At 67.1% G+C, this 13,820-nt stretch carries 15 protein-coding genes; 8 read left to right on the forward strand and 7 right to left on the reverse strand.

The genetic code is table 11. The features are described from left to right. From sixA to IPN47_22020, 4 genes are all read right to left on the reverse strand, one after another. Positions 1-513 carry a phosphohistidine phosphatase SixA gene (gene sixA, locus IPN47_22005; protein ID MBK9410672.1) on the reverse strand — a complete coding sequence of 171 codons (513 nt, stop codon included), beginning with the start codon at positions 511-513 and terminating at the stop codon, positions 1-3. A 69-nt stretch (positions 514-582) separates the two neighbouring features. Further along, a complete protein-coding gene (locus tag IPN47_22010) occupies positions 583-1,557 on the reverse strand; it encodes a ChaN family lipoprotein (GenBank protein ID MBK9410673.1) in 975 nt (324 codons plus the stop codon). A gap of 122 nt (positions 1,558-1,679) precedes the next feature. Beyond that, complete coding sequence (locus IPN47_22015; GenBank protein ID MBK9410674.1) at positions 1,680-2,453, reverse strand: ZIP family metal transporter; 774 nt, start codon at positions 2,451-2,453, stop codon at positions 1,680-1,682. Then, positions 2,450-2,989 (reverse strand): transcriptional repressor, encoded by a 540-nt coding sequence (locus IPN47_22020; protein ID MBK9410675.1) that lies wholly within the window; start codon positions 2,987-2,989, stop codon positions 2,450-2,452. Before IPN47_22020 ends, IPN47_22015 begins: the two co-directional genes overlap by 4 nt. 118 nt (positions 2,990-3,107) lie before the next feature. On the opposite strand from IPN47_22020, the gene IPN47_22025 reads away from it, so the two are divergent. Further along, positions 3,108-4,625, forward strand: a complete 1,518-nt coding sequence (locus tag IPN47_22025) for a DUF4403 family protein (protein MBK9410676.1) — start codon at positions 3,108-3,110, stop codon at positions 4,623-4,625. A gap of 37 nt (positions 4,626-4,662) precedes the next feature. Here the strand turns inward: IPN47_22025 and IPN47_22030 are convergent, their stop codons facing one another. After that, a complete protein-coding gene (locus IPN47_22030) occupies positions 4,663-5,997 on the reverse strand; it encodes an amidohydrolase family protein (GenBank protein MBK9410677.1) in 1,335 nt (444 codons plus the stop codon). A 621-nt stretch (positions 5,998-6,618) separates the two neighbouring features. Between IPN47_22030 and IPN47_22035 the strand changes: the two genes are divergently transcribed. Together IPN47_22035 and IPN47_22040 are read left to right on the forward strand one after the other, a co-directional pair. Next, on the forward strand, positions 6,619-7,242 hold the full coding sequence (locus IPN47_22035) for a PEP-CTERM sorting domain-containing protein (protein ID MBK9410678.1): 624 nt from the start codon (positions 6,619-6,621) through the stop codon (positions 7,240-7,242). 281 nt (positions 7,243-7,523) lie between these two features. Beyond that, the gene (locus IPN47_22040) at positions 7,524-8,744 is read left to right on the forward strand and encodes a site-specific integrase (protein ID MBK9410679.1); all 1,221 of its coding nucleotides are present in this window, start codon (positions 7,524-7,526) and stop codon (positions 8,742-8,744) included. Between the two features lie 191 nt (positions 8,745-8,935). Here IPN47_22040 and IPN47_22045 read toward each other — a convergent pair whose 3' ends face one another. Next, positions 8,936-9,184 carry a hypothetical protein gene (locus IPN47_22045; GenBank protein MBK9410680.1) on the reverse strand — a complete coding sequence of 83 codons (249 nt, stop codon included), beginning with the start codon at positions 9,182-9,184 and terminating at the stop codon, positions 8,936-8,938. 522 nt (positions 9,185-9,706) lie between these two features. Here IPN47_22045 and IPN47_22050 point away from each other — a divergent pair. The 5 genes from IPN47_22050 to IPN47_22070 all read left to right on the forward strand — a co-directional run bounded on the left by IPN47_22050 (position 9,707) and on the right by IPN47_22070 (position 13,610). After that, on the forward strand, positions 9,707-9,934 hold the full coding sequence (locus tag IPN47_22050; protein ID MBK9410681.1) for a helix-turn-helix domain-containing protein: 228 nt from the start codon (positions 9,707-9,709) through the stop codon (positions 9,932-9,934). Positions 9,935-10,087: 153 nt separating this feature from the next. Further along, positions 10,088-10,759 carry a hypothetical protein gene (locus IPN47_22055; protein ID MBK9410682.1) on the forward strand — a complete coding sequence of 224 codons (672 nt, stop codon included), beginning with the start codon at positions 10,088-10,090 and terminating at the stop codon, positions 10,757-10,759. Further along, a complete protein-coding gene (locus IPN47_22060) occupies positions 10,759-11,736 on the forward strand; it encodes an AAA family ATPase (protein MBK9410683.1) in 978 nt (325 codons plus the stop codon). The genes IPN47_22055 and IPN47_22060 overlap by 1 nt, the downstream gene beginning before the upstream one ends. Positions 11,737-12,615: 879 nt before the next feature. Next, positions 12,616-12,846: a transcriptional coactivator p15/PC4 family protein gene (locus IPN47_22065; GenBank protein MBK9410684.1), complete on the forward strand. Its 231-nt coding sequence runs from the start codon at positions 12,616-12,618 to the stop codon at positions 12,844-12,846. A 563-nt stretch (positions 12,847-13,409) separates the two neighbouring features. Beyond that, positions 13,410-13,610 (forward strand): hypothetical protein, encoded by a 201-nt coding sequence (locus IPN47_22070; GenBank protein ID MBK9410685.1) that lies wholly within the window; start codon positions 13,410-13,412, stop codon positions 13,608-13,610. Positions 13,611-13,689: 79 nt separating this feature from the next. Here IPN47_22070 and IPN47_22075 read toward each other — a convergent pair. Beyond that, positions 13,690-13,820 (reverse strand): hypothetical protein (locus IPN47_22075; protein MBK9410686.1); only part of this gene is annotated, 131 nt, incomplete at its 5' end.

The following is a 13,820-nucleotide window of genomic DNA, read 5'->3' on the forward strand; positions in this document are numbered from 1 at the left end:
TTATTCCGCGAGCACGCGAAGCTGGGCCGGCGTGAGCAACCAGTGCAGCCGCCCCTTTCGCGCCGCCGGCTTCATCGCGAACTCGAGGAGCGCCGCCCCGCCCTTCTTGAACGTGACCGCCGAGTCGTCCACCCCGGCCACACACCAGCTCACCAACCGACCGACGTGCGGCTCGTGCCCAACCACCGCCACCGTTGCATCTGGCGACTGCGTCGCCAGCCAGGTGAGCAGTTCACGAGGGTGCCGGTCGGGGCGCAGCGCCTCCACCGTCTCGACGTCCTTCACCCGGTACTCGGTGGCGAGGATGCGTGCCGTCTGCTGCGCGCGCACCAGCGGCGACGCCGCCAGACAGTCGATGTGCGGCGCCGTGCGGCGCAGCCCCTCGGCGTTGCGGCGCATGCGCCGCTTCCCAAATGCGGTGAGCGGGCGCTCGTCGTCGTTCGCGCCAGTCTCGGCGTAGGCGTCGCGGTCCTCGGCGATCGCGTGGCGGATCACGAGCAGGTGCATGGTCACTCCCCAGAAGTCGAGCGGAACTGCAGGGCCGAAATGTAGCCGCGCCGTGCGACGCGCTGGCCCGGCGCGCTACGGCTTGGCCGGCGCCGCCGCCTTGGGAACCGCCGGCGGCTTGCGCGTGAGGATCACGATGTCGCCACGCTCCGCGTACTCGGTCGCCTTCGCCGTCGCCACACTGTCGACCGGGACCGCCGTGAGCACGACCGTGCGAAGCTCCGGACGCCGACGCTTCACACGCGCCGCCGTCCCGAGCCCGAAGTCCGAGTGGAAGGCGCCGTCCACGTGCAGGACGACCGCCCCTTTCGGGGCCGCCGCCAGCGCCGCGACGATCGACTCGGCCATCGTCTCGTCCTTGATGCACTGCGCCTCGTAGAAGCGCTCCGTCATGCTCTTCATCATCGCCGCATCCGCGGCACTCGGCGGGCCGCCACCGGCGCTGTGCCCCTTCATGCTCTCGGCAAAGCGCGCGTAGTACTGGTCGTCGCGAGGGCAGGCGATCTCACGCCCCACCATCGCGCGCTCGCCGGGCGGGAGCGAGTCGAGGGCGGCGAGTCCTTTGCGGCTGACGGCACTCGCGTGGCGGCGCGGCACGTTGGAGGCCACCACCGGCCACCCACGCGCGCGGGCCAGCTCGACCATCGCGCGGTAGTCGGTGGTGTAACGCTCCCACGGTCGCGAGCCGGCGAGGAACTCCGCCTCGCCGATCTTCCCCGCGAGATAGGCGTCGAGCACGCCCTGCACGTCGCGCTCGAACATCTCCAGCGAGAGGATCACCGGGCGTGATCCGCTCCCGAGGGCCGCGAGGACCGACAGCTCGGCGCGGTGCGTGCCAGGATCGTCATGCTGCTCGCCGAAGAAGACGACGTCGGCGCGCGCCGCCAGGCGCAGCGTCCCCTCGAGCCCCACGTCACGTCCCGACGCCGAGGCAACGTATCGGCTTTCCGGCGCCGGAGCTGGGGCGACGCTCGTCCCCCCAGCACGGGCGCAGGCCCCCAGGGTGAGCAGCGAAGCAAGACAGAACGCGCGCGGTGAGCGGGAAGTCATGACGACGGTGGGAACGACGGTGAAGGTCGACGCGCAGTGGGTGGCGAGCGAGTCTCGCCTACGGACGCGCCGCGGTCAATCAGGCGACAGGATCTCCAGCGGTGGCGCGCCGCGCCGCAGAATCAGTGCAGCCCCCGCACGAGCGCCGTGATGGCGATCCCGACCCCGACCAACGTCGCCCGCAGCCAGAGACTCCCGACGCGACGCTCGCCTCGCTGGGAGATGAGGATCGCCCCGGCAAGATACAGGAAGTTGCCGGCCGCGAAGGGGAGGAGGACTTGCCCGAACCGTCGCGCGTCGACCCCGATGCTGAGCGCGATGACCGCACCGAGCAGGGCCAGGACGCCGGTGGCCGCGTTCACGAGGATCGCACGCCGAGGCGACATCCCACCATCGACGCAGATCGCGAACGTCCCGAGCTCGCGGGGGAGTTCGTGCAGTGCAATGGCCGCCCCGGCGAAGACGCCGAGCGAAGGGTCCGTCATGAAGGCGGTGGCCACGAGCGCCCCGTCGATGGTGTTGTGCAGGGCGTCGCTGGCGATCCCGAGGGGCATGAGGTGGCTGCGATGGCCCAGCGCGCCATGCTCGTCACCGCGACGCGTCCCGGCCGCCGGCTCCATCATGTGGATGAAGCGCTCCATCAAGGCGAGCGCCGCGACGCCTACCGCGACGAGCGCCGCCACGCGCGACGGCGACGAGTCTCGAAGCGCCTCGGGGACAAGGTGGAAGACAGCGGCACCGAACAAGGCGCCGGCCGCGACCATGATGAGGCGCGGCACGAGGCGCGCCGTGAGTGCCGCCCGGCTGGCGAGGAACCAGGTCGCGAGCAGCGGGACAGCGCTGGCGACGAAGACGGCGGCGAGCGACGCACCCCAGGTTCCGAGGGCGCCAGTCATGACGCACACCGCGCACAGCGCCCGTACAGCACCACTTCATGGCCATCGACCGCGAAACCGCTCGGCGCCAGGGCCGCCAGATCCCCCGGACACCCCTCCACCTCGAAGACGCCGCCGCACGCCCGGCAGTGGAAGTGATGGTGGTGATGCAGGTGGGCCAGCTCGTAGCGCGGGGTGTCCCCGGGGAGGGTGACCACCGCGACGTCCCCGGCCTCGATCAGCGCCTTGAGCGACCGATAGACCGTGGCCAGTCCGATCCCAGGCGCCTTGCGGGCGGCGTGCGCGTGAATGTCCTGCGCGCGCATGGGGGCGTGCGTCGCTTCGAGGGCAGCGCGCACGGCGTCTCGTTGTCTGGTCCTTCTTTCGGTGGTCACTCTGCGTAATGATAACGCGTTCTCACTTCGACGGGAAGACGAGAAGAAGAGAAGACGGGAAGACGAGAGGGCGAGAGGGCGAACGACGGACACCGCGCTGCTGAGGTCGGAGGGGGAGGTCGAGCGCTCGTCCGGGGACGAGGGGCCGCGACCGCCGGGCATGGCGGCCGAGCCTACGGGGCTCGACAGCCTGTACCCGCGTGGTAGCCTTCACCGGATGACGAGGTGCCGCGGATGGGACGCTCGCCAGCATGCGGCGACGGGACGGCCGAGGGGGGCGATGCGAGACATGGGCATGGCGCAGCTCATGAGTCGCGCGCTGCGGCGCGCCACGCGGCGCCGGACTTTGCACGTGGCGGCGCGCGCGTTGATCCTTCCTGCGCTGCTGGCGGCGTGCGATCGCTCGCCCAGCATCGATGCCCCGCCTCCCGACGTCACCGCCGATGCCGCCGACTCGCTGGCGACGCTTCCGCCCTCGGTGGTCGAGTCGGAGATCCGCTACGAGCTGGCGCCAGCGCTGAATGCACTGGAGCAGTCGGTGCCGCGCACCTTCGGCGACATCGACACACGACTCCAGGTGCCGAACAACAAGCGGGTGCACATCGCCTTCGCCGCGCGGCGCTCGCCGTTCGTCATCGCGGTCGACTCGCAGCGGGTAACGGTGTCGAGCGTGGTGGAGTACGAGGGGCGCGGCTGGTACAAGCCGCCGATCGGTCCCGAGGTGAGCGCGGCGTGCGGGACGGGCAACGTGGCGAGGCCACGCGCCCGCGTGCGAATCGAGAGCACCTTGCGGCTCGAAGAATCGTGGGGGCTCGCCGCCCGGTCGCGCGTGACGCGGGTCGTGCCGTACAGCACGGAGACGCGTGACAAGTGCGCGGTGACGGTCTTCCGCATCGACGTCACCGATCGCGTGATGAAGGCGACGCGCGAGGTACTGGACACCCGGATGCGCACGCTCGACCGCGCCCTGGCGCAGGTCAACACACGCGCGCGCTTCGAGCGCTGGTGGCGCGACATCGCGCGCCCGATCCGGCTCACCGACTCGATCTACCTCACCATCAACCCCCGTCGGGTGCAACTGGGCGGGATCGACGTCGACAGCGGCTTCGCCGTCGCGCGCCTGCGGCTCGAGGCATCGCCACGCATCGCGACCGGGAACCGCCCCAACGACTTCGAGCTGTTCACCCCGCTCCCGCCGCTCACCCGCGCGGGGCTCACCGGGTCTGGGCTGCGGGTCTCGCTGCAGGGGACGTTCGGCTACGACGTGGCCACGGGGCTGCTGCGGCGCGCCCTGGTCGGCAAGTCGCTCAAGTGGGCCAACCGCACCATCACGCTGCGCGACGTGACGCTGTCGGGCATCGGCGCGGGGCGTGTGGCGTTAGGCGTGCGGTTCGATGGCGGGGCGCGCGGTCTCGTGTACCTGACGGGGACGCCGACCTACGACAACGCCGCCGACCAGCTCCTCATTCCCGACCTCGACTACGACCTCCGCACCGCCTCGGCGCTGGTGAAGGGGGTCGCCTTCCTGGGCGACCACCAGATCCGCGACCTGCTCCGCGCCAACGCCCGCTTCCCCCTGCTGGGCCGACTCGACCAGCTCCGCACGCTGGCGGTGAAGGGAATGAATCGTACCCTCACCGAAGGGGTGTCGCTCGTCGGGTCGCTCGACAGCGTGCAGCACGTCGTGGTGCAGGCCCGTCGCGACGCGATCAACGTGCGCGCCGACGCCACCGGGGCGATCCGCATGGAGGTCGCCCGCCCCATCACCGTGAAGGCCCCGCTGGCGCGCCGCAGGTGACACACGGTCGGTGACACGCGGTCGCGACGGCGCCGCGCTACCTCGTCGTCGTCGCGACGGGTGACTTGTAGATCGCCCCGACCTTCATCACGAAGTCCACCCGCTCCAGGCGGCGCACGTCGTCGAGCGGATTCCCGGCGACCGCAATGATGTCGGCGAACTTGCCCGCAGCGACGGTCCCCAGGTCGGCCTGAGCTCCCAGGAGCGTCGCGGCGTTCGACGTCGCCGAGATGATGGCCTGCATCGGCGTGGCGCCGAGCTGGTCGACCATGAGGGCGAACTCCTGGGCGTTGCGCCCATGGATGTCGCCGGTGGCGTCGGTGCCGAAGGCGAACCGCACCCCGGCCTGCCACGCCTTGCGCAGGCGCACGCGCCGATCGCCCTCGATGGCGCGCGCCTTGGCGATCGAGTTGGCGGGGACCCCCTTCTGCTCGCCGTCGCGTGCGATTTCATCGAGGATGATGAGCGTGGGGACGAGGAAGGTCCCCTTCTCCTTCATGATGGCGATCCCGGCATCGTCGATGAGCGATCCATGCTCGATCGACGCGGCGCCGGCCCGGACCGCGGTCACGATCCCCTCGGCCCCGTGCGCGTGCATCGCGACCTTCCGCCCCAGCCGGGCCGCTTCCTCGACCGCCGCGCGCAGTTCCTCCTCGGAGTACTGCGCGTGGTTGACGGCATCGCCTACCGACAGAATGCCGCCGGTCGCCGTGATCTTGATGTGGTCGCTCCCGAACTTGATGTTCTGCCGCACCGCCTTGCGCATCCCCTCCACGCCGTCGACGATCATCCCGGTGCCGGGGATCTGGATCAACGGACTCCACCCGTTCACGTCGGCGTGCCCCCCGGTGATCCCGAGCGACGGCCCGGCCGCGAAGATGCGCGGTCCCGGCACGACCCCCTTGGCGATGAGGTCGCGCAGCGCGATGTCGGCGTAGTTGGTCGCCCCGACGTCGCGAATCGTCGTGAAGCCCGCGTCGAGCGTCTTCTTCGCGTTGACGACGCCGTAGATCGCCGCATGCGCCCCGGTCTCCCTGAGCACCGCCATGTCGCCGCCGTCGCTGTCCGACGAGTTGATGTGCGTGTGGCTGTCGATGAGCCCGGGGAGCAGCGTGTGCCCCGGCAGGTCGATCACCCGTGCACCGCGTGGGACAGCAACGGACGAGGCGGGGCCGGCGGCAATGATGCGATCCCCCTGCACGATGACCACCGGCTGGTCGATCGTCGTTCCGTCGCCGACGATGAGTCGCTGCGCGCGAAGCACCACCGGAGATGATGGGGGCGCGGTGGGTGACTGCGCGTGGGCGACGCGCACGAAGGCGCAGAGCAGGAGCGACGTGGAGACGCGTGCAGCAGACGAGAGACGACGCATCGGTCTGTGAAAGGGAGTGCGAGGGAGGGACGACGAAAGGCGAGGTCGCGTTGACAGGGGGAAGATCCCTCAAGGGCACCGACGCGTCGAGAGGGATCGCGCGCGCCCCCGCCTTCTCGTTGTCGGTCGACTCCTGTCCGATCGATGGCGACGACCGCGTAGTGCTCACCGGCGACTACGGCGGCAAGAAGCTCCACACGATCGTGCCATGCAGCACGTCGCGCGAGTGTCGTTAGGTGTGCCGCGCGCCACCGCACGCGAGCGCGCCCCTGCGCGGCGGGCGTGATGGTTGGCGCCCGGACGCCCGGCGCTCTTCAGCGCAGGCGACGTATGCACGAGTCCGCCAGTCGCGAAGGGAGGCACGCGTGCCACGGCGAAGTGCAAGACGCTGTCGCACGTGCGCCGCGTTGCGTCGGCAGCGTTTGCCGCTGACGATTCGGGCACAACGGCGGTGTGACGCACGTTCACTCGTGCACGTGACGCCGGGGTGCCTACGGCAGGGGATGCCGTCCTCGAGCGGCACAATGCGCTGCTTGACCGACCTCGGTGTGACGCCAACATTGGCACCAACGGCGCGGGCCACCCTGGCTCAGCGCGCCTCACGAGCAGGGGGCGACTCGCATGCATGGACGACGGTGGACATTGTTGGCGATCGGGGCATTGGCGTTAGGCAGCGCACCCCGGCCCACGCACGCGCAGGGATGGGGCGGCTACACCGGCGCGTACACCGAGCGACAGGTGAGCGCCTATGGCTGCTCCGCGTTCGGGACCAGGAAGTGGTGCACGCCGTCGTTCTGGACCTTTAGGCTCTACGACACGAACCCCGGCGACCTGCTCTACGCCTACGTGCTGCCCGGCGTCTGCCGGGAGACCAACGGCGGGCCGCTGTCGCCGCCCCCGGGGTTCGGCGCGACGCCGCAGAACTGCTGGGGAGGACTGCAGATCCCGGGCGCGCCGGGGTGGGGGCAGGTCCATTGGGCCTTCCAGGTGAGCACGACGCACGGGACGTGGTCGTTCTGCGACTTCCAGACGAACTGCGCGCCAACCCCTCCGCTCCTGGGCCAGATCAAGGAGATCCGGGGGGCCTACCTCGTGGCCAAGGGCGACGACCTCCAGCACTGGGACTACACGTATTCGGTGACCCCGGAGCCGGTGACGATGCTCCTCGTGGGCTCGGGGTTGTTTGGGGTCGGCGGAGCGGCGTGGCGCCGGCGCCGGAAGGGGAGTGCGACGCCGACGGCCTAGCGATCGCGGTGGCGGGCGGACAAACGAAAGCGGCGCTCCATCCGATGGAGCGCCGCTTTCGTGCGTCAGGGACGCATCACGCTGCACAACTGGGGCGGCTGGATTCGAACCAGCGACCTCCTGATTAACAGTGTGGAGTCCCTACGTTCCTCGCGATTCCCAGTGATTGCTGGCGAGTCTCTTTGCTAGTGAAACCTCCTGATTGAGATTCCGGCATGTTCCTGTAGATTGCGGCTTCGTGATTGCTGGGTGATTGCTAGCCCGCCCGCAGGAGATGAGACGTGGCCGTCAAGAGACTTACCAAGCGCACCGTAGAGGGCCTACGAGCCTCGCAGAGCGACTCTTTCCTCTGGGACGAGGGATTGGCCGGTTTTGGTGTCAAAGCCACGCCAACGGGGCGGCGCGTCTACATCGTGCAGTACCGACTGCCTGGCGTGGGTCGAAGATTTCCCGCCCGCCGGTTCACGCTCGGGGAGCACGGGGTGCTCACCGTCGAGGAAGCCCGCAAGTACGCGCGGAGGGTGCTCAACGCAGTCGCTGAGGGCCGGGATCCGGCGAGTGAGCGCGCCGATGCAAATAGAGCCCCCACGGTCGCCGCGATCGCCCCGCTGTTTCTGGCTGATGTGAAGGCGAAGCGAAAGGCCACCACGTACTACGAGTACGCACGGCACTTCACGACGACCGGGAAGCGTCAGGACATCAAGCTCCGGGGTGAGCTCATTACGCACTTCGGGCGCCTTCGCGTGCGAGACGTTACGTCCGCGCACATCGGCGCCTTTCACGACCGCTTTCGCGATAGGCCCTATGCAGGGAATCGCCTTCTCGCGCTGCTCTCTGCGTTCTTCGGGTGGTGCGAGCGGCGCGGGTATCGGCCGGCCAACTCCAATCCCTGCCACGGGACCGAGCGCTTCCAAGAAAGGAAGCGTGAGCGGTACTTGACCCTCGATGAGCTCAAGCGGCTAGGAGCCGCGCTTGCGAAGGTCAAGCGGGACGGCGCGACTCCGGCAGCGGTCGACGCGCTGCGATTCCTCTCCCTCTCTGGTTTTCGTGAATCGGAAGCGTTGACTCTCAAATGGTCCGCGATTGACTTCGATCGCGAAGCCGTCACGCTGGAGGAGAGCAAGACGGGTCGCTCGATGCGCCCGCTCGGAGGCGCCGCGGTAGCCGTACTGCGCGAGATCGAGCGGGAAGAGGGATCTGACTACGTCTTCCCGGGTCAGGTGCCGGGGTTTCACCTGGTGGAGCTCAGAAAGGTGTGGGATCGGGTACGAACGGACGCCGGCCTGAACGACGTTCGCTTGCATGACCTGAGACACTCCGTCGCGAGCATCGCGGCTTCTGGTGGAGCGTCGTTGCCTCTCATCGGTGCGCTCCTTGGTCATCGCGATGTGAAGAGCACACAGCGCTACGCCCACCTGACCGATGACGCTCGAAAGCTCGTCGCGGACAAGACTGCTCAGGAGATTTCGGTCGCTCTTGGAGGTCGTTCACGCGGATTCTAGCGCTGCGCTAGACTTCGTCGTCGCTCGCTGGGTGCTGACAGCGCGGTGAGATTGAGGCAACGCGACCTCCCGCTTTCTTTGCGCCTCGCGGGAAGGCGCCCCCAGGAACCGGTAGTTCGCGGCCTATGGCGCGTCAACATCGTCCCGATAGCCGCGCCACGCGCGCCTTCTCTGCATCGAGTTGTGCATCGTCAAAAGGCGTCCGAGCGTTCGTACTCAAGTTCGGCGCGCATCATCCGTGTCGCTAGCTCGGCCACCGCCGCTGCGTCCGGCCCCAGGTTCTTTTCTAGCTGCCTACGGATTCTGTGCGGCGCCGAGTCCCGCCACGATCTCTTGGCCATGTTTTCCGCGTCCTCCACGAGCTTGCCTACGGCGAGGTCGACTGAAGGCCCGGGCACCACCAGAACATCGATTACGATCTTGTCGTTGACCTCCGCCACGTGTCGCATGAACTTCGCGGTTCGATCGGCTCTGTCGCATGCGCTCCTGAATTGCCGCCTCGAACTTGACGCGCAGCGCCGCTTCCAGCTGATCATCCGAGATAACCGTACCCTCCGGCAGGGTGACCGGCTTGGCAACTCTCTTAACGTCGGAGAGGCCGAGGACCCATTCGGGTGATACGCCGAACACTTCGTGAAACGCTGTGAGTGCCTCTCGGCGAGGGGAGACGCATCCCAGCTTCCCAATCCTTCACGGCGCTGGTGAGTCGTACGCGATCAATCTCGCGAACTCCTGGAGAGTCAGCTTCTCCCTTTGCGAAGCTCTTTGATACGTTGCCGCACTTCTTCCGCTGTGCATCGCGTTCGCTCGGGGTTGGGGCAAAGCGGCGTGTCCGTTGTCGATTTTTCGTCATAGGCATGCCGAAATATAGTCGAGAATTCCGCAAGCTGCCCTCCTAGGTTCTGCCGTGCGAGCCGCGAAGGCGATGCTCGCAAAACGGAAGCGACGACAGGAGGTAACAGATGGACAACGATCCACTCTTCTCTACGGCCCAGGCGAGTCAGTACGTGGGCATGGCCAGGCAGACGCTGGCTCGACTGCGCGTCGAAGGCTCTGGCCCCGCCTACTTCAAGCTTGGCAGTAAGGGAGCCTATCGAAGATCCACGCTCGACGCGTGGCTCGCCGAGCGAGTTCGACGCTCGACCTCCGACGACGTGGGCGCTCGTGCTCGGCTAGCGGCGAGGCAGTGAGGAGCGAGCCAATGACTATCAACCCAGAGCCCCGATTCCACGCCCTTCGGCGGCGATGCGACTCTGCGCACGCGGAGCTTAGCAGGTCGCAAGCTTCGCTGATTCGGCAATACGAGTCGATGCTGATGGACCTCGACGAAGTTCGCCTAGCGCATGAAGAGCTTCAGATCGCCCTCGACTGCATTGCTGACGGAAGAGTCGTCGAGGACCACGACGATGCGGCCTGATGTGACGCTGGAGCAGTTCTTGGCGAGCGCCAAAGGAGTCCGCAAGCTCGGACGAGGCTACTCGGCCAAGTGCCCTCACCACGATGACCAAAAGCAGTCGTTGAGCGTTGACACGGGACGCGACGGATCACTGCTGCTTCACTGTCACGCGGGCTGCAGCTTTGAAGAGATCCTCGGAGCTGCGGGGTTCGCTTCGCGCGCGACCCGAGGCTCTTTCGCTTCGACCGGGGAAAGAGCCTCGAATCGCGCTCCGACTCGACTCCCGGGGCGGGAGAGCGCGGTCTACCGGTACGAGGACGAGGCTGGCTCTCGTCTCTACGAAGTCGTGCGCTTCGAGCCGAAGGACTTTCGCCCCAGACACTACGACTCGGGCGGGCGTCAGGTGTGGGGCCTCAATGGACAGCGACGTGTGTGGTACAACCTGCCGGCAGTTCTGCGAGCGCGCGACGAAGGCGAGTTGGTCATTGTCGTCGAAGGAGAAAAGGACTGCGAGGCGCTGAACGCGCTTGGATTCACAGCGACGACGATCGCCGGAGGCGCGGCGCTCCAGTTCCAACAGATACGCCTCGCACGTTCGCGGGCGCTCACGTGGCTCTGATGCCGGACAATGACGTTCCCGGTCGCAGGTTCGCAGAGCGCGTCGGAAGGTTGATCCTGCCGATGGCGGCATCGGTAAAGCTCCTGGATCTCCCCGGTCTTCCCGCGAAGGGCGACGTGTCGGATTGGCTCGCCGCAGGCGGCAGTCCGCACGTTCTTCGAGGTTTGATCGAAGAGGCCGGACGCTTCTTGGACTCCGACGCGATTGGCATCGGACACGCCGACGAAACGCCGGAGGTCCCCACGCCACTCTCGACGACGTGTCGATTGGAGTCTGTGCGCCTCTCGGACGTGCGCCCCGAAGTCGTCACGTGGCTTTGGCCGGGACGAGTGCCGTGGGGCAAGCTCACGGTTCTGGAAGGTGATCCCGGCGTAGGCAAATCGACGCTTGCGCTACAAGTCGCAGCGTTCGTGTCCAGCGGCCGCCCACTGCTACCGAATGTCGAGCCGATTGAACCGGCCTCCGTGCTCCTCCTGCCGTCGTTTGAGGACGGGACTGCGGACACCATCGTTCCGCGACTACTGGCGGCGGAAGCCGACTGCACTCGAATTCACGAACTGCGCGGAGTGGCATACTACGGCGCCGCGCAGTCGATGCCTCTCTCGTTCCCAAACGATGTAGAGGCGTTGCGGGAGGCGATCGTCAAGCATGGTGCGCGGTTGGTCATTCTCGACTCTCTCACCACGTCGCTTAGCCCTGGCACCGATCCGTACAAGGATATGGACGTGCGGAAGGCGCTCGCCCCGCTCGCGCGCATCGCGGAAGAAACTGGCGTTGCCGTGGTCGTCATCCGGCATTTCACAAAGAGCGGACGAGGCAACGCAGTCACGGCTGGCGGCGGTTCTGTCGCGATTTCAGGCGTCGCGCGGGTTGTTCTTCAGGTTCACAAGGCTCCCGACGACGACTCAAAGCGCATTCTCGCCGTCGCCAAGTGCAACGTCGCGGTGGAGTTTCCCCGTCGCTCCAGTTCGGCTTAGAGGATGCTGGGAACTGCGCGCGCATCAGGTGGGAGGGGGAGTCCTCGCATTCCGCTGATGACTTGGTCGCGCTCCGAGTGCCCGATGACGGAGAGCGCGAGGTCACCGAGGAGGCGAGTGACTGGCTTCGCGTGACGCTCGGAGTCAGCGTGCTGCCCGCGTAGCGAGGTACTAGCACTCGCAAGCGCGCGGGCTACCGGGAGCGCACAGTGCAACGCGCCGCGAAGCAGATCGGGGTGAAGCACAAGCGCGGAGGATTCGGCGCTCCCGGCCTATGGGAGCTCCCCTCATCGCGGGAGAGTGCGTCGGATCGCCCGGAACAAATCGGAACCCCTTCAGTCGCGCCATCAACTGTCAGTCGCGCCACGTGCGCCGTACCCGTCGGCGTGGCGCGACTGAAGACACTTGGCGCGACTGTGTCGATTTGTGCTGACCGGGGAGGGCCGGATGAATGCACGACGCTGACGCTGTAGCCGTTCTCGCACGCGCCGATCGCGTCGGACGACCGCTGACGTCGTGGTCCGCTGCGTCCCTTTGGCGTCTATGTTCGGCCGCGGGGGTCACCCTCACACCCCAGGCGTGCGGACTGTTGAGAGTCGATGGCCCGCGCACAGCGGTCTCACGATTGGCACCGGCGCTCGCGATTCGGAAGGGGGCGCTCATGCGAGGAGCGTGCACGGCCTGCCATACTGAGCTCGCCACGAAGCCACCAGCGCAGTGCAGATGGTGCTACGTGCGCGGGAACAAGCGGTACACCTATGACCCCGGTAGCGTGACTGAGGAGCGTTCCCTGGATGCTCTTGCGTCCACCAACGAGGAGTCGCATCCGCAGGACGACGTGACTATTCCCGAGAATCGAATGGCTGCGAGGGAACACTGATGGCTGAGGAACCAGAGGTCTATGAGTTCGCCCGCTCTGAGCGGGAGCGGGTTCGCATCTGGGCGCACACGTTCAAGAACCGACCCGTCGTGTCGGTCCACATCTTCTACCGGGAGAGGGGCACCGGAGCGTGGAAGCCGACGCGGAAGGGTATTACGCTTGGACGCCAATACCTCGCTCAGCTGACCCATGCGCTCTGCAGCCTGCGTGATCAGTTTGCAGCGGACTAGCACCGGCGTGGAAGCCTGAAGTGACATCCGGCGCGACAGCTACCTGGTGCAGCCATTGTAGGGACGACAGCGACGATTGCTCGGCGGTTCCGTCTATGTCAGCCTTCGGACTCGCGGGGGCCTCAGTACTACGGTCCCGCCCTTAAACGCGCGCGCGCGCACGCGATGAGTCCGAAAATCCACACAGTATTGTGCGGTGGGATGCTCCTCGAAGGCCTCAGCGGACAACAGCGATTCCGACCGATCGCGCGAAGGGCCGCAGCTTCCGCGCAGCAACTGCAACCCTTGCGAGGGTCCGCGAGCTCGCCCTCCCGCGCCCGAACCTATTCGCTGGCTCGCTTGGACGCCTCCACCGGCCCGAGAGTCGTCCCGTACGAATCTCTACCGAATTCTCCGCCGACTGTCGAAAATGGACGAAAAGCGGTCCGGCCTACAGCCGCTCGGACCTAAGCACCAGCAACGATTACTCCGCCACCGGGCACGATACCGTTTCAGATCACGCTTGTGGCGTCCTGACGTTGACGACCGGGTCCTAACGGTTACGCTTATTGCCGCCACGTCCAATGGCTCTCGCTGCGCGAGCTGCTCGGCGCCGCGACCCGTGGCGCAGCTTTGACGACGTGGAGTTCGCGACGCTCGAATGGGTCGCGTGGTTCAACACGCAGCGCTTGCTGGAGCCGCTCGGGTATGTTCCCCGCGCGGAGTTCGAGGCGCAGTATCACGAGACCCACACGGCCCACATCGGGAGCGTGGGACTCAACTAACCGAGCCTCCACGAAACCCGGCGCGATTCAGCCTGACGGGCAGGTAGTGCTGGCCGACGCAACACTCCAAACGCAGGGCTTACGGGATGACTACGAGGACTGGAGAGAGCTGGTAGATAGTGGTACCGTTGCCCAACTGGCCGAGCGGGTTAGACCCCCAGCAGTAGACCGCCCCTACGCTCGTCAGGCCGCAGGAGTGATGGGTGCCGA

This window comes from Gemmatimonadota bacterium, from assembly GCA_016719105.1.
Lineage (GTDB): Bacteria > Gemmatimonadota > Gemmatimonadetes > Gemmatimonadales > Gemmatimonadaceae > SCN-70-22.

Excerpts from the sequence above, each read along its gene's own strand:
- IPN47_22030 (MBK9410677.1), bottom strand. The coding sequence starts at position 5,997 with ATGCGTCGTCTCTCGTCTGCTGCACGCGTCTCCACGTCGCTCCTGCTC.
- IPN47_22055 (MBK9410682.1), top strand. The coding sequence starts at position 10,088 with ATGAAGAGCTTCAGATCGCCCTCGACTGCATTGCTGACGGAAGAGTCG.
- IPN47_22010 (MBK9410673.1), bottom strand. The coding sequence starts at position 1,557 with ATGACTTCCCGCTCACCGCGCGCGTTCTGTCTTGCTTCGCTGCTCACC.
- IPN47_22015 (MBK9410674.1), bottom strand. The coding sequence starts at position 2,453 with ATGACTGGCGCCCTCGGAACCTGGGGTGCGTCGCTCGCCGCCGTCTTC.
- IPN47_22065 (MBK9410684.1), top strand. The coding sequence starts at position 12,616 with ATGGCTGAGGAACCAGAGGTCTATGAGTTCGCCCGCTCTGAGCGGGAG.
- IPN47_22020 (MBK9410675.1), bottom strand. The coding sequence starts at position 2,989 with ATGCCCGGCGGTCGCGGCCCCTCGTCCCCGGACGAGCGCTCGACCTCC.
- IPN47_22050 (MBK9410681.1), top strand. The coding sequence starts at position 9,707 with ATGGACAACGATCCACTCTTCTCTACGGCCCAGGCGAGTCAGTACGTG.
- IPN47_22060 (MBK9410683.1), top strand. The coding sequence starts at position 10,759 with ATGCCGGACAATGACGTTCCCGGTCGCAGGTTCGCAGAGCGCGTCGGA.
- IPN47_22035 (MBK9410678.1), top strand. The coding sequence starts at position 6,619 with ATGCATGGACGACGGTGGACATTGTTGGCGATCGGGGCATTGGCGTTA.
- IPN47_22070 (MBK9410685.1), top strand. The coding sequence starts at position 13,410 with ATGGCTCTCGCTGCGCGAGCTGCTCGGCGCCGCGACCCGTGGCGCAGC.
- IPN47_22025 (MBK9410676.1), top strand. The coding sequence starts at position 3,108 with ATGCGAGACATGGGCATGGCGCAGCTCATGAGTCGCGCGCTGCGGCGC.